Genomic DNA, 16,057 nt, shown 5'->3' with positions numbered 1-16,057 from the left:
CTTTCGGATGCCATGCGATTTGCCTCAGGCAGCCCGGCGCTGCGGCGTGCCGTAGCTCCGCTCCTCGCCGATATGGAACTGCGAGAGTGCCGTCTGGAGCTGTGCGGCCTCGCTGGCGAGGACCTGGCTGGCGGCGGTAGTTTCTTCCACCATGGCGGCGTTCTGCTGGGTCATCTGGTCCATCTGGTTGACGGCCGTGTTGATCTCGCCGAGCGCGGCGGACTGTTCCTGCGCGGCGCGGGTGATCGAGACGACGTGGTCGTTGACCCGGTTCACGAGGTCCTTGATCTCGGAGAGCACGTCGCCGGTCGACAGCACCAGCGAGACGCCGCCCTTCACTTCGCCGGCGGAGGCGTTGATCAGCGTCTTGATCTCCTTGGCGGCATTGGCCGAGCGCTGGGCGAGCTCGCGCACTTCCTGCGCGACCACGGCGAAGCCGCGGCCCGCCTCGCCTGCCCGCGCGGCTTCGACGCCGGCATTGAGGGCGAGGAGGTTCGTCTGGAAGGCGATCTCATCGATCACCGAGATGATCTGGCTGATCTTCTGCGAGGACTGCTCGATGCGGCCCATGGCGTCGATGGCGCTCTGCACGATGTCGCCGGATTTCTCGGCGCTTTCCTTGGTCTCGCGCACGATCTCCGAGGCCTCGATGGCGCGGGCCGTGGAGGTCTTCACGGTCGTGGTGATCTCCTCCAGCGCGGCGGCGGTCTCCTCCAGCGAGGCGGCCTGCTGCTCGGTGCGGTGGGCGAGCTGGTCGGCGGCGGCGGAAAGCTCGCGGGAATTGCCGGTAATGGTGCCGGCGGTCGAGAGGATGCCGCCCATCGTGCTGCGCAGCGTCAGCATGGCGCCGTTGACGTTCGCCTGGAGCTCGGCGAAGTCGCCCTGGAAGTGGCCGGCCATTTCCTGCGTAAGGTCGGCATGAGACAGCGAGGCGATGACGCGGCGCACTTCGCTGACGCCCCGGTCGACATTCTCCACCAGCTCGTTGACGCTGCCGGCGAAGCGGCTGAGGTCCTCGTCCTCGTAGGACTTGGTGATGCGGCGGGAGAAATCGCCGGCGGCGGCGGCGGCGACGATGGTGCTGATGTTCGACTGTAGGTCCTTGCTCTGCGCCTGCAGGGCGGCTTCCTGCGCTTCCATCTCGCGCATCTGCATCTCGTTGGCGCGGAAGACGTCGAGCGTGCGCGCCATGGCGCCGATCTCGTCCTTGCGTTCGGTGCCGGGAATCTCGTCGTCCAGCTTGCCGGCGGCAAGGTTCGACATCACGCCGGTCAGGCGCTGGATCGGGCGCATGATGCCGTTGCGGGCGAAGAGCATGCTGAAGAGCATGCCGGCGACGATGCAGACGAAGGCGGTGGCGAGCAGGAGGACCTGCGTCGTCGCCGAGCGGGAGATCGCGACGGCGCGCGAGGCCGACAGGGTCTCGGCAGAATAGGTGGTGTATTCCTTGAGCGCAGCAGTGACGGCCTTCTGGCCTTCCAGCGCCTTGTCGAGCGCGGCGAGGATAGCGGCGCGATCGTCGCCCTTTTGCGCGGCGACGGCGACCATGGCGCGGATTTCGTCGAAATAGGGCGTCAGCGATGCGCGGACGCCTTCGAGCAGCTTCTGCTCGTCGGCATCGGCGGTGGAGGCGATCTTCGGCAGGCGGTCCAGCATCTCGCCGGCGCGCTTTTCCGTCTCGGCGGCGAAGTCGGCGGCCTTTTCCGGAGCCATGGCGAGCTGGTAGGTCATGCGGCTGATGGCGATGACGTCGATGCGCAGATCCATCGCCTCGCGGGCGACTTCCTCGCGCGCGCCGGTATCCTGCAAGGCCGCGCCGAGCGAGGTGAGGCCGCGGCTGCCGACGGTGGCGATTGTGCCGGCGGCGATGCCCATCAGAAGCACCAGAAGGCCGACTTTCCGGGCGATGGAGAGATCAGAGAGTTTCATGGACAGGCGTCCCCTGGGGCGACCGGCGCTGTCCTGGCGCGTTCAATCCCGCACGACCCGGCTTCATTCCGGGCCAATAAGGGTCGTTTGTCCGTTACAAAAGTTTCGATTTCCTTGCGTTCCGGCAATCCTTTCGCGCGGGGGTCAGGCCTTGCGGAAGACGTAGTCGGTTTCCTGCCGCAGCGTCTCGCTGGGGCGAAGGACCGCCTTCGGGAAATTGCCGTGGTTGACGGCGTCCGGCCAGATCTGCGTTTCGAGGCAGAAGCCGGCGAAGGGGCCGTAGCGCCGGCCGCCGAGGCCGGGAACCGGGCAATCCACATAGGCGCCGGTATAGAGCTGCACGCCGGGCTCGGTGGTCCGCACCTCCAGCGAGATGCCGGAGCGCGGGCTGCGCACCGCGCCGACCGGGCGCTTTGCCTGCCGCTCCGCCGAAAGGCAGAAATTGTGGTCGAAGGCGACGCCGCCCGCTTCCTTCTGGCGATGAAGCGGGGTCCAGCCGGTGAGGTCGAAAGGCGTGCCGGCGACCGGGCGGATCTCCCCCGTCGGGATGAGGTTTTTATCGACCGGCAGGTAGCGGTCGGCGGCGAGGCGGATCTCGTGGCCGAGCGCGTCAGGACCGTCGTCGAGGATAAAATAGCTGTGCTGGCAGAGATTGGCCGGCGTCGCGGCATCCGTCGTCGCCGAATAGGCGACGGAGAGCATGCCGTCGCCGGGCAGGCTATAAGTGCAGGCGATCGCGCAATTGCCGGGATAGCCGGCGCGGCCGGCGGGATCGGTGACGGTCAGCGTGACGAAATCGGGGCCCTGCTCGGCAATGCGCCAGTTCTGCCGGCCGATGCCGTCGCTGCCGCCATGCAGATGCGTGACGCCGCCCTCGTTGCATTCGAGCTGATAGGCGGTGCCGTCGATGGTGAAGCGGCCGCCGGCGATGCGGTTGGCGCAACGGCCGGGCGTCGCACCAAAATAGGGGGAGTGGTCGAGATAGGAGGGCAGGTCCTCGTAGCCCAGCACCAGCGGGGCGTCGTGGCCCTCGAGGCGCAGGTCCTGGATGACGGCGCCCCAGGTCAGCACATGGGCGGTCAGCCCGCCGCCGGCAATCGTGACGCGCTCGACGGCCTCGCCGTTTTCCAGATGGCCGAAGATCTCATTTCCTGCCCGCACGTCTGTCTCCTCTGCCTTCCCCAGTTCTTTCCGGGCGGCAACCTGCTGCAATTTTCGCCCGCCTGCAATCAAAAAGTCATACTTTTAAACCGGGCCTTGGATGTTCTTCTGATAGACGATGAAGGGCGTCTTCTCGGCGATGCGGTCGTAGAGCTTACGGGCGGTGGCATTGAAATCCTGCGTCATCCAGTAGACCTCCGGCGCGCGCGCCTCCTTCGCCCTGGCATAGACGCCTTCGATCAGTGCGCGGCCGATGCCCATGCCGCGCACCTCGGGATCGGCGAAGAGATCCTGCAGGTAGCAGATGCTGTTGAGCGTCCAGCAGGAGCGATGGAAGAGGTAATGCGCAAGGCCGACCGGCTTGCCGTCGAGGGTTGCCATGAGGCCGCGATATTCGCCCTCCGCCCGCTCGCCCGTCAGCCGGGCGAAGGTGGCGGCGAAGATCTCCTCCGGCAGCACCGTCTCGTAGAAGGCGAGATAGGCGGTCCACAGGCGGCGCCATTCGCCTTCGTCGTCATTGTGCAGGGGGCGAATGACGATCCGGCTCATGGCTCAGGCTCCCGTTCCGATTTTCTGAAGGTCGTAGGGCGTCGTCTGGTAGATCTCGTTGATCCAGTTGCCGAAGAGGAGATGCGCGTGGCCGCGCCAGCGGTTCTGCGGCGGCAGGGATGGATCGTTGTGCGGGAAATAGTTCTTCGGCAGCTTGATCGGCACACCCGCCGAGACGTCGCGGAAATATTCGTCGGCGAGCGACGTGGAATCGTATTCCACATGGTTGAAGATATAGAGCCGGTTGCCGGCCTTCTCCTGGATTAGGCAGACGCCCGTCTCGTCGGAATCGAGCAGGATGTCGAGCTCCGGCACCTTGCGGATGTCCTCGATGCGAATCTCCGTCCAGCGCGAGACCGGTACCTCGAAATTGTCCGAGAAGCCGTTGAGATAGACCGACGAGGGCTTCCTGTTATGGTGGCGGTAGACGCCGAAGGCCTTCTCCTCCAGCGTGTGCTTGGGCACTCCGTGGAAATGGTAGATCGCCGCCATGGCGCCCCAGCAGACGTTCAGCGTCGAATGGACATTGGTCTCCGTCCAGTCGAGGATCTGCTTCATCTCGTCCCAGTAGGTGACGTCCTCGTAGTCTAGGGTCTCGACCGGCGCGCCGGTGATGATGAAGCCGTCGAACTTGCGGTGCTTCACCTCCTCCCACGTGTCGTAGAAGGCGAGCAGGTGCTCTTCCGAGGTGTTCTTGGCGCGGTGGCCGCCGACGCGAATGAGAGACAGCTCGACCTGCAGCGGCGAGGCGCCGACGAGGCGCGCCATCTGCACTTCCGTCTTGATTTTGTTCGGCATGAGGTTGAGCAGCCCGATCTGCAGCGGGCGGATGTCCTGCCGGATCGCCACCGTTTCGGTCATCACCCGCACACCCTCGTCGACGAGGGTCTGGAAGGCGGGGAGCGTATCGGGAATCTTGATGGGCATGTCTCAACTCGATCCAAAACAAAACCGGCCGCAACGATGTCGCAACCGGTCCACGTAAGGCTCTTCCTCGCGCGGCCCTTTAGCGACTTGTTTAACGTGGCTGCAAGCCGGCCGGCCAAATCACCACGAGGTTCCTAGATAGCGCTACTGCGCGCGCGAATCAATCCGCCGGCTCTCTGGCGGCGGCGGGCAGGACGAGGGCTCCTCAGCCCTCCAGCTCTTCCCGCAGCATCTCCAGCTCCAGCCATTCCTCCTCCATCTTCGTCAGGCCGTCGCGCAGCTTCTCCATCTCGGCGGCGAGCCGGTTGAAGGTGGCCGGGTCCTTCGTGAAGAGATTGGGATCGGCTATCTTTGCCTCGCGGGCGGCGATCTCCTTCTCCGCCTTCTCCATTTCCTTCGGCAGGTTCTCCAGCGCGAATTTCTGCTTGTAGGAGAGCTTCGACTTGCCCTTTGCGTCGGCGGAAGCGGCGGCCGACGTATCGGCGGCCTTGGTCTTCTCTGCCTTTTCCGCCTTGCGCTTCTCTTCGATCGCGCCGCGGCGCTGGGCCATCATGTCGGTATAGCCGCCGGCATATTCGATCCAGCGGCCGTCCGGGCTTTCCGGGTCGGCGGGGGCGATAGTGGAAGTGACGGTGCGGTCGAGGAAGTCGCGGTCGTGGCTGACGAGCAGCACCGTGCCGGCAAAGCCCGCGACGATCTCCTGCAACAGGTCCAGCGTCTCGATGTCGAGGTCGTTGGTCGGCTCGTCGAGGATGAGGAGGTTCGTCGGGCGCGAGAGGATGCGGGCCAGCATCAGCCGGGCACGCTCGCCGCCGGAGAGGTTGCGGATCGGCGTTCGGGCCTGCTCCGGCTGGAACAGGAATTCCTTCATATAGCCGGTGACGTGACGCTGCTCGCCATTGACCAGCAGCGTCTCGCCGCGCCCGTCGGTGAGGTAGTGGGCGAGCGTGTCGTCGAGGTTCAGGTCCTCGCGGCGCTGGTCGAGCGTGGCGATCTCAAGGTTCGTGCCGAGCTTGACGGTGCCGCTGTCGGGTTCGAGCTGGCCGGTCAGCATCTTCAACAGCGTCGTCTTGCCGGCGCCGTTCGGGCCGACGAGGCCGATGCAGTCGCCGCGATGCACGCGGATCGAGAAGGGGGCGACGATGGTGCGCTGGCCATAGGCCTTCGTGATCTTCTCCGCCTCGATGACCAGCTTGCCGGATTCCTGCGCGTCGGAGGCGCTGGCCTGCACCGAGCCCTGCGGGCCCTTGTGGCCACGGTAGCGGGCGCGCAGGTCGTGCAGCGCGCCGAGGCGGCGCATGTTGCGCTTGCGCCGCGCGGTGACGCCATAGCGCAGCCAGTGCTCCTCGCGCTCGATGGCCTTGCCGAGCTTGTGCTGTTCCAGCTCCTCGGCCTCCAGCACCTCGTCGCGCCAGGCCTCGAAATGGGCGAAGCCCCTGTTGAGGCGGCGCGACTGGCCGCGGTCGAGCCAGACGGTGGCGTTGGAGACTTTTTCCAGGAAGCGGCGGTCGTGCGAGATGACGACGAGGGCCGAGCGGGTCGATTGCAGCTCGCCTTCCAGCCATTCGATGGTGGGAAGGTCGAGATGGTTGGTCGGCTCGTCGAGGAGCAGGATGTCCGGCTCCGGCGCCATGACGCGGGCAAGCGCCGCCCGGCGCGCCTCGCCACCCGAGAGCGACTTCGGGTCCTCGTTACCGGAAAGACCGAGATGTTCGAGGAGATAGGTGACGCGGTAGGGATCGTCGCTCGGGCCGAGGCCCGCCTCGGCATAGGCGGCGACGGTGTCGTAGCCGTCGAAATCGGGGGCCTGGTGCAGGTAGCGGATGGTCGCGGAGGGATGGCGGAAGACCTCGCCCGACTGCGCCTCGGCAAGCCCGGCGGCGATCTTCATCAGCGTCGACTTGCCCGAGCCGTTGCGGCCGACGAGGCAGATGCGGTCGCCGGGCTCCACCTGCAGGCTCGCGCCGGCGAGCAGCGGCGTGCCGCCGAAGCTGAGGAAGATATCGTCGAGTTTGAGAATGGGCGGTGCCAAGGGTCAGGCTCCTGAAAGGTCGTAGGGCCGGGCGATGAGGATCGCGCGGCCGGAGGCGAGCGAAAGGCGGATCGGGCCTTCCGCGACATTGGAGATGGTGCGCGACGAGCCGAAGGGCAACGAAAAATCGTTGAGCGGATAGCGCACATTGTCGATGAAGAGGCCGGAAAGCGGCGAGAGTCCGAGGACGGAAAAGAGGCTGCCCTGCGGCAGATCGATCTCGCGGCTGCCGGGCAGCAGCGGCCAGGCTTCCTCCTCGCCGGAGGTGAGCTTGACCGCATAGCCCTCTTCTTCCAGCGAGACGGCGTGGATGAGGTGCATCAGCGCATGGTCGCTGCGCTCGCCGCCGAGCGCGCCGGCGAGCACGATCCGCCTTGCGCCCCGCTCGGCCGCGACGGAAACGGCGAGCGCACCGTCCGTCTCGTTCTTGGCGGCGGGCCAGGGCTGGCGCTCGATGGCGGGCCAGGCGGCAATGAGTTCCGGCGGCGTCGAATCGAAATCGCCGACCCAGATTTCCGGCGTCACGCCGAGCCCTGCCGCATGCCGCATGCCGCCGTCCGCCGCCACGACGCGGGCGCCGGCGACATCCGCGCGAAGGCGCGGCGTCACTGCGAGCGCGCCGCCGAGAAGGACGACGAAGGTCTGGTCTGTGGGGCCCGGCTTGGTCATGGCCGATGCCCTTAGCGCATGTTTGGCGGAAAGGGAAAGATTTTGGCGCCGGACGCCCGACGGGCCGCCGCCAACGGCTACGCGCAGATTCAAGTGGCGGCAAAATGGGCGTATGCTCGCCAGCTTCGAGGATGCCGTCCAGAGGCGTCTGCAAATCGATCTGACGCCGCCGTCTGCGCGCCGCGACGGTCCGGGAGGCTGGGATGGCAATTCACACCATTCATTTTTTGCGACCGATCGAGCAGGCGTCCTTGGCGTATCTGAACGATGCGGTTCAGAAGGCCATCGCCGGCGGTCATGGTTTCGTCGCCGCCACCGAGCTTCACGTTTATATTTCCAGCGAGGGAGGACAGACGGATCAAGGCTTTGCAGCGTATCACCTGCTCCGGTCCGTTCCCGTGCCGATTGCCACCTATTGCCTGTCGAACGTCGAATCGATGGCGGTGATCATGTTTCTCGCCGGGACAAAGCGCGTCATCGTCCCCCACGGGAAGATCAAGGTTCACCCGCTCAATTGGGGATTCCGGGAGGGCTTCGTGGACCATGACCGCCTCGCCGAATACGTGGACAGCCTCGATTTCGACGCAAAAAGATATGCCGAAATTTTCGAGGAACGGACAGCCGGCGCGGCGGAAAAGCTCGATGTGCGAGCCCATCTTGCAGGGCGCGCGAAGATCCTCAATGCGCAAGAGGCCGTTAGAAACGGCCTGGCGACGGAGGTGGCTGAATGTACCATGCCTGCCAAGGCCCATAGGTGGTGGGTTCCGTAGGGTTGCCGCGGCAGAAGCACCGCCGCCGCGCCCCGCGGCGATCAAGCGCGATATGCCCGTTCATTGACTGTTTTGCCGATTTATGCGTATTGGCGCGCAATCGTGCACGATCCGGTTTGGCAATGTCGGTACAGGACCTTCTTCTTGGCGAGCGGCAGGCGCTCATTCGCACGCGGCTCGACCTTTCGGGGCGGGTGATCGCGGCGGAACTGGCGCAGGAGCTCGGCGTTTCGGAGGATACGATCCGGCGGGACCTGCGCGAGATGGCGGCGTCCGGGCTTTGCCGGCGGGTTTATGGCGGGGCGCTGCCGATTTTGCCGTCTTCGACCACGATGAACGAGCGCATGGCCGTCGGCGGGGCGCGCAAGGCGGCGCTGGCACGGGCGGCGGCGACGCTGGTTCCGCCGGGCGCCACGGTCTTCCTCGATGCCGGCAGCACCAACCTTGCGCTCGCCCGCGCGCTGCCTGCCGGCCATGGCCTGACGGTCGCCACCAATGCGCCGGCCATCGCCGCCGCGCTCCTGGAGCACGATCTTACGACCATCCAGCTCGGCGGCCTGATCGATGCCCGGGCGGGCGCGGCGATCGGCGCCAAGGCGATGCGCGATGCCGAGGCGCTGCGCCCGGACATCCTCGTCCTCGGCGTCTGCGGCATCGATCCGGAGGCGGGCGTGACCGCCGAGAGCTTCGAGGAGGCGGAGTTCAAGCGTTTCCTCGCCTCGCGCAGCCGCACCGTCATGGTCGTGGTGACCAACGACAAGCTTTCCACCGCAGCCCCCTATTCGGTCGTGCCGCTTTCCCGCGTGGCGCAGGCCGTGATCGAGGCGGATGCGGACGACAAGGAGGCCGCCGCGCTGACGGCGGCCGGCATTAAAACCCTGCGGGCCGGCTGAGCCCGGCGCAATCCCGAAAGACCCTCATGACGACGCCCGAAACCGCCCTTGCCGGCAAATCCTTCGCCGGGACTCATTTTCCGCCGACGCGGCTCGCCGTGTCCGGCCTCTTCCTCCTGAACGGCACCTTTGCCGGCGCCTGGGCGCCGAAGATCCCGGAATTTGCAGCGCGCCTCGGGCTGACGGAGGCCGGGCTCGGCCTGATGATCATGTGCTTCGGCATCGGCTCGCTCGTCCTGATGCCGATCGCCGGCGTGCTGATCGCCCATTTCGGCACGACGCGCACGGTCAAGGGCGCGACGATCCTCTTCCTCACCACCATGCTGCTGCTGTCGGTCGCGCCGACGATCCCGCTCGGCGCCATCGCCATCTTCCTCTTCGGCGGGCTGATGGGCGGCATGGACGTCGCCATGAACGGCAATGCCGTGGAGGTGGAGAAATCCATGCGCCGGGCGATCATGTCGTCCTGCCATGCCTTCTGGAGCCTCGGCGCCTTCATCGGCGCGGCGACGGGCGGCTTCCTCATGGAGGCGCTCGGGGTGACGGGCCATGCCGTGCTGCTCACGGTCGCCGGGGCGGCGATGCTGGTCCTCGTCTGGCCGCGCATCCTGCACGATGCGCCCCATCCGAGCGAGGAGCGCCGGAAGGTGCGCCTGCCGCTGACGCCGCTGCCCTGGCTGATCGGCCTGATGGCGCTGTTCTGCATGGTGCCGGAAGGGGCGATCCTCGACTGGGGCGCGCTCTACATGCGCAACGAGCTCGGTGCGTCGCTGGCCCTTTCGGGCTTCGCCTTCGGCACCTTCTCGCTGACCATGGCCGTCATGCGCTTTGCCGGCGACCATGTGCGCGACCGCTTCGGCGCGGTGAAGACGCTGCGCTTCTGCACGGTCACGGCGATCCTCGGCATGGTGGTGGCCGGCATGGCGCCGAATGCCTATGTGGCGATGGCGGGCTTCGCGCTCTGCGGCGTCGGCATTTCCAACATGGTGCCCATCGCCTTCTCGGCCGCCGGTAACCTGCCGGGCTACGCGCAGGGCGTGGCGCTGTCGGTCGCGACGGTCATGGGCTATTCCGGCTCGCTCTTCGCGCCCTCGGTCATCGGCTTCATCGCCGAGCATGTGGGCTTTGCGATGATCTTCACGCTCCTGCCGGTCCTCTTCATCGTCGTGCTGGCGCTTTCGCACCATGCGGTGCATGCGGACGTGCGCGAGCGGCACTGAAATCGCCCTGCCGGTTGACAAGCCACATTTCCTGATCCACCTGAGGGCAAAGACCGCGCCCGCGCGGCCGCTTTCGAGCAAGAGGCTCCAAAATGTCCTTTTCCTTCGATTTTGAACCGAAGCCGCGGCGCGTGTCCGTCGGCGTCGATGTCGGCGGCGTGCTCGTCGGCGGTGGCGCCCCCGTCGTCGTGCAGTCGATGACCAACACGGACACGGCCGATATCGACGCGACGGTGGCGCAGGTCGCCGCCCTTCACAAGGCGGGCTCCGAGATCGTGCGCATCACGGTCGATCGCGACGAGAGCGCGGCGGCGGTGCCGAAGATCCGCGAGCGGCTGCTGAGACTCGGCCTGGACGTGCCGCTCGTCGGCGACTTCCACTATATCGGCCACAAGCTGCTCGCCGATCACCCGGCCTGCGCCGAGGCGCTGGCGAAATACCGCATCAATCCCGGCAATGTCGGCTTCAAGGACAAGAAGGACCGCCAGTTCGCCGCCATCGTCGAGACGGCGATCCGCCACGACAAGCCGGTGCGCATCGGCGTCAACTGGGGCTCGCTCGACCAGGAGCTTTTGACCCGGCTGATGGACGAGAACCAGGACAGGGGTTTCCCGCTCACCGCCCAGCAGGTGATGCGCGAGGCGATCTGCCAGTCGGCGCTGCTTTCGGCCGAGCTTGCCGAGGAGATCGGCCTTGCGCGCGACCATATCATCCTGTCGGCCAAGGTCTCCAATGTGCAGGACCTCATCGCCGTCTATGCGATGCTGTCGGCCCGCTCCGACCATGCGCTGCATCTCGGCCTGACGGAGGCCGGCATGGGCACCAAGGGCGTCGTCGCCTCGTCGGCCTCGCTCGGCATCCTCATGCAGCAGGGCATCGGCGACACCATCCGCATCTCGCTGACGCCGGAGCCCGGCGGCGACCGCACCCGCGAGGTGCAGGTGGCGCAGGAGCTGCTGCAGGTCATGGGCTTCCGCCAGTTCATTCCCGTCGTCGCCGCATGTCCCGGCTGCGGGCGCACGACCTCGACGGTCTTCCAGGAACTGGCGCAGAAGATCCAGGACGACATCCGCAAGAACATGCCGGTCTGGCGCGAGAAATATCCGGGCGTCGAAGGCCTCAAGGTCGCTGTCATGGGCTGCATCGTCAACGGGCCGGGCGAGAGCAAGCATGCCGATATCGGCATCTCGCTGCCCGGCACGGGCGAACTTCCCATCGCCCCCGTCTATGTCGACGGCAAGAAGGCGATGACGCTGCGCGGTACCGATATCGCTGGCGAGTTCGAGGCGCTGGTCAACGACTATATCGAGAAGCGCTACGGCACGGGGCAGGCGGCGGCGGAATAGCTACAGGCGTGTCGTCAGCAGCTTGAAGCCGGCAAAGGCGAAGAAGGCGGCCATCACGCCCTCGATGCCGCGGCGCGCCTTCAGGTAGGCGCGATGGACCGGGCCGAGCGAGAAGACCAGCGCGAAGCCGAGGAAGACGCAGATCCCCATCGCCATGCAGCCGGCGATGAAGGTCGCCATGACGCCGCCGGGAGCGCCGGGCGGCATGCCGAGCGATGTCAGCATGATCCAGTTGAAGATCGCCTTGGGATTGGTGAGGTGGATGCCGAGGCCCTTGAGATACTGGCGGCGCGGCGACAGCGCCGGCAGGGCGGCCATCTCAGCGCGGTAGGTCTCCTCGCTCCTGCGGGCGGCGCGATACGCATTCCAGGCGAGCCACAGCAGGTAGCCGCCGCCGACGATCTTCAGCACGATGATCGCTTCGCCATAGGCGCGGATGAGGGCGGAAAGGCCCGAGGCCGTGAGGATCGCCCAGATATAGGAGCCCGTCAGCACGCCGGAGGCGAGCGCAAGCCCGGCGCGGCGGCCCTGGCTGATCGAGGTCGCGATGATGGCGACGATTGCCGGGCCGGGCGAGGCCGTGGCGATGAGATAGGCCGTCCAGGCGACGGTGAGCTGTGGCAGGTAGGGCGTAAGATCGGTCATGGGGCCACCGGTGAGCGTCGGTGGACGATAGCCGAAGGCTTTTTCCGCTCCAAGCGGGAGAATTGCACCACATGTCCCCCCTCATCCGGTCCTTCGGGTCACCTTCTCCCCATGGGGAAGAAGGTGTGGCGGCGTTATTCCTGCCAGGCCGATAACGAGGGGAGAATGGCGCGCAACTATCCCCTTCTCCCCACGCGGGAAGACGGTCCCGGCAGGGGGACGTGAGGAAGCCCCGAAGCCTCAGACGATCTCTTCGAGCGCCGCGACCAGCCGGTCGCATTCCTCCGGCGTGCCGATGGTGATGCGCAGGAAATCCGAGATGCGGGGCTTTGCGAAATGGCGCACCAGCACGGCGCGCTCGCGAAGGCCCTTTGCCAGCGCCTCGCCGCTGTGCCCCGGGTGGCGGGCGAAGACGAAGTTCGCCTGCGAGGGCAGCACCTCGAAACCACGCTGGCGCAGCGCGCCCGTCACGCGCTCGCGCTGCTCGATCACCTTGCCGCGCGTTGCGTCGAACCATTCCCGGTCGTCGATCGCCGCGGCCGCGCCGGCCTGGGCGACGCGGTCGAGCGGATAGGAGTTGAAGCTGTCCTTGACGCGCTCCAGCGCATCGATCAGCGGGCGCTGGCCGATGGCGTAGCCGACGCGCAGGCCCGCCAGCGAGCGGGACTTGGAGAGCGTGTGGACGACGAGGAGGTTGTCGTATTTCTTCGTCAGCGGGATCGCGCTCTCGCCGCCGAAATCGATATAGGCCTCGTCGATCACCACCGGCTGGTCCGGATGCGCGGCGACGAGCCTCTCGATGGCGGCGAGCGGCAGGCCGATGCCGGTCGGGGCATTCGGGTTCGGCAGGATGATCGCACCGGCGGGGCGGTCGTAGTCCGCAAGGTCGATGGTGAAATCGTCCTTCAGGGGGACTTCCTCCGACGTGATGCCGAAGAGACGGCAATAGGTCGGGTAGAAGCTGTAGGTGATGTCGGGATAGAGCAGCGGCTTCTCATGCTTGAGAAGCGCGACGAAGACATGCGCCAGCACCTCGTCCGAGCCGTTGCCGACGAAGACCTCGTCGGCCTCGACGCCGTGGAAGCGGGCGATGGACTGGCGCAGCGCCAGTGCGCCCGGATCGGGGTAGAGCTTCAGGCTGTCGGCGACGGCGGCCTGCATGGCGGCGATGGCCCTGGGCGAGGGGCCGTAGGGGTTTTCGTTGGTGTTGAGCTTGGTGAGGTTTTGGATGCGCGGCTGCTCGCCTGCGACATAGGGCTTGAGCGTGGCAACGATCGGCGACCAGAATTTGCTCATGACGTCAGTTCCTGCGATTGGCGATGAAATGGGCGGTCTCGACGAGGATACCGGCCCGATGGCTGAACGGCGCAAGAAGCGCCTCGGCCTCCGTCACGAGTTCCTTCAGGCGATGTTCCGCCCATGCCTGGCCTCGGCGGGAGACGAGCGTCGCCTTGCCGCGCTCGGCGTCCTTGCCGGTCGCCTTGCCCATGGTCTTCGCGTCGGCGGTGAGGTCGAGCAGGTCGTCGGCGATCTGGAAGGCAAGGCCCACCGTCTCGCCGTAGCGGCGGAGCGTGGCGCGGTCCTCCGCCGAAGCGCCGGCGACGATGGCGCCGGCCTCGCAGGCGAAGCGCAGCAGCGCGCCGGTCTTCATCGCCTGCAGCGTGACGATGCCGTCCTCGTCGGGCGCGTGCTTTTCGGCGGCAAGGTCCAGCGCCTGGCCGCCGGCCATGCCGCCGATGCCGGCGGCGCGGGACAGCGCCAGCACCAGCGCCGTCTTGGTGGCGTCGGGCAGATGCGTTTCGGGCGCGGCGACGATGTCGAAGGCGAGCGTCAGAAGGCTGTCGCCGGCAAGGATGGCCAAGGCCTCGTCGAAGGCGATGTGCACGGTCGGCTGGCCGCGGCGCAGGTCGTCGTCGTCCATCGCCGGCAGGTCGTCATGGACGAGCGAATAGCAATGGATGCATTCGAGCGCCGCGCCGATGCGCAAGGCCGCCTCGCGCTCGACATTGGGGAAGAGCGCGGCGGATTCGATGACGAGGAAGGGGCGCAGCCGCTTGCCGCCGTTCAGCACGCCGTGGCGCATGGCGGCCAGCAGGCGTTCCGGCCGGGCGATCTCGCCGGCCTCAATCTCGGCCGAGAGCAGCCGTTCGAGAAGGGCTTCCACCGCCTCGGCATTGCTCTTGAGAAGGGACTGGAATTCCTGGTGACGTTCGCTCATCGCCGCTCTTTGGCATGGGCTCCCCGGCGAAGCAACGGGAATGCCGGGATGGCGGCAAAGAATCGCGGCCCGGCGCTGGTTTTTGCCGAGCCGGGACGGTATGAAGGCGCAACGCGGGATGGATGGGCGCCGGCACTTGGACATCGTACCGGAAACACGGACGGACATGGAGGTTGAAACCGGTGAGAGGGACGGCTGGATGAGCCGGCTTCGCCGGAACCGGCGCCGACTGGTCCTTGCCGTGGCGGCCGCGATCGCGCTGCCCTATGCGCTGATCCTCCTCTATACGCTCGCCTTCGTCCATCCCGTCTCCACGCTGATGCTGCGCGACCTCGTGCTGCTGCGCGGCTACGACCGGCAATGGGTTTCCTTCGAGGATATCTCGCCCAATCTCGTGCAGGCGGTCATGATGTCGGAGGACGGGCAGTTCTGCCGCCATTCCGGCGTCGACTGGGGCGAGATGCGCGCGGTGGTGAACGAGGCGCTGGCCGGCGAGCAGACGCGCGGGGCGAGCACCATCCCCATGCAGACGGCGAAGAACCTCTTCCTGTGGAACGGCCGCTCCTTCCTGCGCAAGGCGATGGAGGTGCCGCTGGCGGTGGCGGCGGATTTCGTCTGGAGCAAGCGGCGGCTGATGGAAATCTATCTCAACATCGCCGAATGGGGGCCGGGCATCTACGGCATCGAGGCGGCGGCGCAGCACCATTTCAAAGTGCCGGCCGCAAAGCTCTCGCGCCGGCAGGCCTCGCTTCTCGCCGTCTCGCTGCCCAACCCCTACGAGCGCAATGCCGGCAAGCCCGGCCGCGGCCTGCAGCGGCTGGCGCGGCTGAACGAGCATCGTGCAAGCCGCTCCGGCGAATACATCAAGTGCCTTTATGAGTGAGTTCAGGGCTTTTCATTGGCGCTCGGGGTCCTGAGCGCCTAGGGTCCGGTCCGCTGGAAGGAGCTTCCGATGACAGACCTCGTCCTCTATGTCGGCAACAAGAACTATTCCTCCTGGTCGTTCCGGTCCTGGATCGCCATGGCGGCGGCGGGCGTGCCGTTCACCGACCGGGTGATCCCGTTCGATTTCGCCGCCGGCAACCCGGAAATCCGCAAGGTCTCGCCGACGGGCCGGGTGCCGCTGTTGCAGCACGGCGACGTCAAGGTGTGGGAATCGCTCGCCATCATCGAATATGCCGCCGAGCTCTTTCCGGAGGCCGGCATCTGGCCGCAGGACCGGGTGGCGCGCGCCGAGGCGCGGGCGATCTCGATGGAAATGCTCTCCGGCTTCCGTGCGCTGCGCAATGCCTGCCCGATGAACATCCGCCGCACGCCCGGCAGCATCGACCTTGCCGACGGCGTGACGGAGGACGTCGCCCGCATCGAGACGATCTGGAAGGACGCGCTGGCGCGCTCGGGCGGGCCGTTCCTGTTCGGCGGCTTCTCGGCGGCCGACGCGATGTATGCGCCGGTGGTCAACCGGCTGGAGATCTATCGCCTGACGCGGGACGAGACGATCCTTGCCTATATGGCGCGCATGAAGGCGCATCCGGCCTGGCAGAGGTGGCAGGCGGCGGCGCTCGCCGAGCCCTGGATCGTGCCGGAAGACGAGGTCTGACGGCGGAGTCGAAAAAATCCGCACGGGGACTGGTCAAGCGGGGTTTTGCCATGTATAAGCCGGCCCAATTTCCGAGAAAAAGGCATGTCCTGTCGCCC

15 protein-coding genes and 1 riboswitch are annotated in these 16,057 nt (G+C 66.6%); of the genes, 6 read left to right on the top strand and 9 right to left on the bottom strand.

The annotated features are described in order from the left end of the window. Nucleotides 1-24: 24 nt before the first annotated feature. From ACZ1A1_RS14770 to ACZ1A1_RS14745, 6 genes are all read right to left on the bottom strand, one after another. A complete protein-coding gene (locus ACZ1A1_RS14770) occupies nucleotides 25-1,929 on the bottom strand; it encodes a HAMP domain-containing methyl-accepting chemotaxis protein (protein ID WP_463620494.1) in 1,905 nt (634 codons plus the stop codon). Between the two features lie 144 nt (nucleotides 1,930-2,073). After that, entirely contained in the window at nucleotides 2,074-3,090 is a 1,017-nt protein-coding gene (locus ACZ1A1_RS14765; RefSeq protein WP_463620493.1) for an aldose epimerase family protein, read from the bottom strand. Nucleotides 3,091-3,174: 84 nt separating this feature from the next. Beyond that, the gene (locus ACZ1A1_RS14760) at nucleotides 3,175-3,639 is read right to left on the bottom strand and encodes a GNAT family N-acetyltransferase (protein WP_463620492.1); all 465 of its coding nucleotides are present in this window, start codon (nucleotides 3,637-3,639) and stop codon (nucleotides 3,175-3,177) included. A 3-nt stretch (nucleotides 3,640-3,642) separates the two neighbouring features. After that, a complete protein-coding gene (gene metA, locus ACZ1A1_RS14755) occupies nucleotides 3,643-4,566 on the bottom strand; it encodes a homoserine O-acetyltransferase MetA (RefSeq protein ID WP_313194776.1) in 924 nt (307 codons plus the stop codon). Between the two features lie 59 nt (nucleotides 4,567-4,625). Then, nucleotides 4,626-4,703, bottom strand: a riboswitch (SAM riboswitch). Nucleotides 4,704-4,771: 68 nt separating this feature from the next. Next, nucleotides 4,772-6,598: an ABC-F family ATP-binding cassette domain-containing protein gene (locus ACZ1A1_RS14750; protein WP_463620491.1), complete on the bottom strand. Its 1,827-nt coding sequence runs from the start codon at nucleotides 6,596-6,598 to the stop codon at nucleotides 4,772-4,774. Between the two features lie 3 nt (nucleotides 6,599-6,601). Further along, nucleotides 6,602-7,267 carry a thiamine diphosphokinase gene (locus tag ACZ1A1_RS14745; RefSeq protein WP_463620490.1) on the bottom strand — a complete coding sequence of 222 codons (666 nt, stop codon included), beginning with the start codon at nucleotides 7,265-7,267 and terminating at the stop codon, nucleotides 6,602-6,604. Between the two features lie 203 nt (nucleotides 7,268-7,470). On the opposite strand from ACZ1A1_RS14745, the gene ACZ1A1_RS14740 reads away from it, so the two are divergent. The 4 genes from ACZ1A1_RS14740 to ispG all read left to right on the top strand — a co-directional run bounded on the left by ACZ1A1_RS14740 (nucleotide 7,471) and on the right by ispG (nucleotide 11,496). Beyond that, a complete protein-coding gene (locus ACZ1A1_RS14740) occupies nucleotides 7,471-8,037 on the top strand; it encodes a ClpP family protease (RefSeq protein WP_463620489.1) in 567 nt (188 codons plus the stop codon). A gap of 122 nt (nucleotides 8,038-8,159) precedes the next feature. Beyond that, nucleotides 8,160-8,930 carry a DeoR/GlpR family DNA-binding transcription regulator gene (locus ACZ1A1_RS14735; protein WP_463620488.1) on the top strand — a complete coding sequence of 257 codons (771 nt, stop codon included), beginning with the start codon at nucleotides 8,160-8,162 and terminating at the stop codon, nucleotides 8,928-8,930. Between the two features lie 26 nt (nucleotides 8,931-8,956). Further along, nucleotides 8,957-10,150: an MFS transporter gene (locus tag ACZ1A1_RS14730; protein ID WP_463620487.1), complete on the top strand. Its 1,194-nt coding sequence runs from the start codon at nucleotides 8,957-8,959 to the stop codon at nucleotides 10,148-10,150. Between the two features lie 92 nt (nucleotides 10,151-10,242). Next, nucleotides 10,243-11,496 carry a flavodoxin-dependent (E)-4-hydroxy-3-methylbut-2-enyl-diphosphate synthase gene (gene ispG / locus ACZ1A1_RS14725; RefSeq protein ID WP_234187474.1) on the top strand — a complete coding sequence of 418 codons (1,254 nt, stop codon included), beginning with the start codon at nucleotides 10,243-10,245 and terminating at the stop codon, nucleotides 11,494-11,496. Here ispG and ACZ1A1_RS14720 read toward each other — a convergent pair whose 3' ends face one another. From ACZ1A1_RS14720 to ACZ1A1_RS14710, 3 genes are all read right to left on the bottom strand, one after another. Further along, nucleotides 11,497-12,141, bottom strand: a complete 645-nt coding sequence (locus tag ACZ1A1_RS14720) for a LysE family translocator (RefSeq protein ID WP_463620486.1) — start codon at nucleotides 12,139-12,141, stop codon at nucleotides 11,497-11,499. 240 nt (nucleotides 12,142-12,381) lie between these two features. Further along, on the bottom strand, nucleotides 12,382-13,437 hold the full coding sequence (hisC, locus tag ACZ1A1_RS14715; protein ID WP_463620485.1) for a histidinol-phosphate transaminase: 1,056 nt from the start codon (nucleotides 13,435-13,437) through the stop codon (nucleotides 12,382-12,384). Nucleotides 13,438-13,441: 4 nt separating this feature from the next. Beyond that, nucleotides 13,442-14,359 carry a polyprenyl synthetase family protein gene (locus tag ACZ1A1_RS14710; protein WP_463620484.1) on the bottom strand — a complete coding sequence of 306 codons (918 nt, stop codon included), beginning with the start codon at nucleotides 14,357-14,359 and terminating at the stop codon, nucleotides 13,442-13,444. A gap of 100 nt (nucleotides 14,360-14,459) precedes the next feature. Here ACZ1A1_RS14710 and mtgA point away from each other — a divergent pair, with 100 nt between their 5' ends. Then, the gene (gene mtgA, locus ACZ1A1_RS14705) at nucleotides 14,460-15,242 is read left to right on the top strand and encodes a monofunctional biosynthetic peptidoglycan transglycosylase (RefSeq protein WP_463620483.1); all 783 of its coding nucleotides are present in this window, start codon (nucleotides 14,460-14,462) and stop codon (nucleotides 15,240-15,242) included. 69 nt (nucleotides 15,243-15,311) lie between these two features. Then, nucleotides 15,312-15,959, top strand: coding sequence for a glutathione S-transferase family protein (locus tag ACZ1A1_RS14700; protein WP_463620482.1), 648 nt, complete (start codon nucleotides 15,312-15,314; stop codon nucleotides 15,957-15,959). Nucleotides 15,960-16,057 lie beyond the last annotated feature (98 nt).

This window comes from Shinella sp. R2-11, assembly GCF_055330205.1.
This window is presented reverse-complemented; position numbering and strand designations above follow the sequence as displayed.

Bases quoted from the DNA above. Each gene is read 5' to 3' on its own strand.
- ACZ1A1_RS14740 (WP_463620489.1), top strand. From the start codon at position 7,471: ATGGCAATTCACACCATTCATTTTTTGCGACCGATCGAGCAGGCGTCC.
- ispG (WP_234187474.1), top strand. From the start codon at position 10,243: ATGTCCTTTTCCTTCGATTTTGAACCGAAGCCGCGGCGCGTGTCCGTC.
- ACZ1A1_RS14745 (WP_463620490.1), bottom strand. From the start codon at position 7,267: ATGACCAAGCCGGGCCCCACAGACCAGACCTTCGTCGTCCTTCTCGGC.
- hisC (WP_463620485.1), bottom strand. From the start codon at position 13,437: ATGAGCAAATTCTGGTCGCCGATCGTTGCCACGCTCAAGCCCTATGTC.
- ACZ1A1_RS14735 (WP_463620488.1), top strand. From the start codon at position 8,160: ATGTCGGTACAGGACCTTCTTCTTGGCGAGCGGCAGGCGCTCATTCGC.
- ACZ1A1_RS14700 (WP_463620482.1), top strand. From the start codon at position 15,312: ATGACAGACCTCGTCCTCTATGTCGGCAACAAGAACTATTCCTCCTGG.
- mtgA (WP_463620483.1), top strand. From the start codon at position 14,460: ATGAAGGCGCAACGCGGGATGGATGGGCGCCGGCACTTGGACATCGTA.
- ACZ1A1_RS14770 (WP_463620494.1), bottom strand. From the start codon at position 1,929: ATGAAACTCTCTGATCTCTCCATCGCCCGGAAAGTCGGCCTTCTGGTG.
- metA (WP_313194776.1), bottom strand. From the start codon at position 4,566: ATGCCCATCAAGATTCCCGATACGCTCCCCGCCTTCCAGACCCTCGTC.
- ACZ1A1_RS14730 (WP_463620487.1), top strand. From the start codon at position 8,957: ATGACGACGCCCGAAACCGCCCTTGCCGGCAAATCCTTCGCCGGGACT.
- ACZ1A1_RS14760 (WP_463620492.1), bottom strand. From the start codon at position 3,639: ATGAGCCGGATCGTCATTCGCCCCCTGCACAATGACGACGAAGGCGAA.
- ACZ1A1_RS14720 (WP_463620486.1), bottom strand. From the start codon at position 12,141: ATGACCGATCTTACGCCCTACCTGCCACAGCTCACCGTCGCCTGGACG.
- ACZ1A1_RS14710 (WP_463620484.1), bottom strand. From the start codon at position 14,359: ATGAGCGAACGTCACCAGGAATTCCAGTCCCTTCTCAAGAGCAATGCC.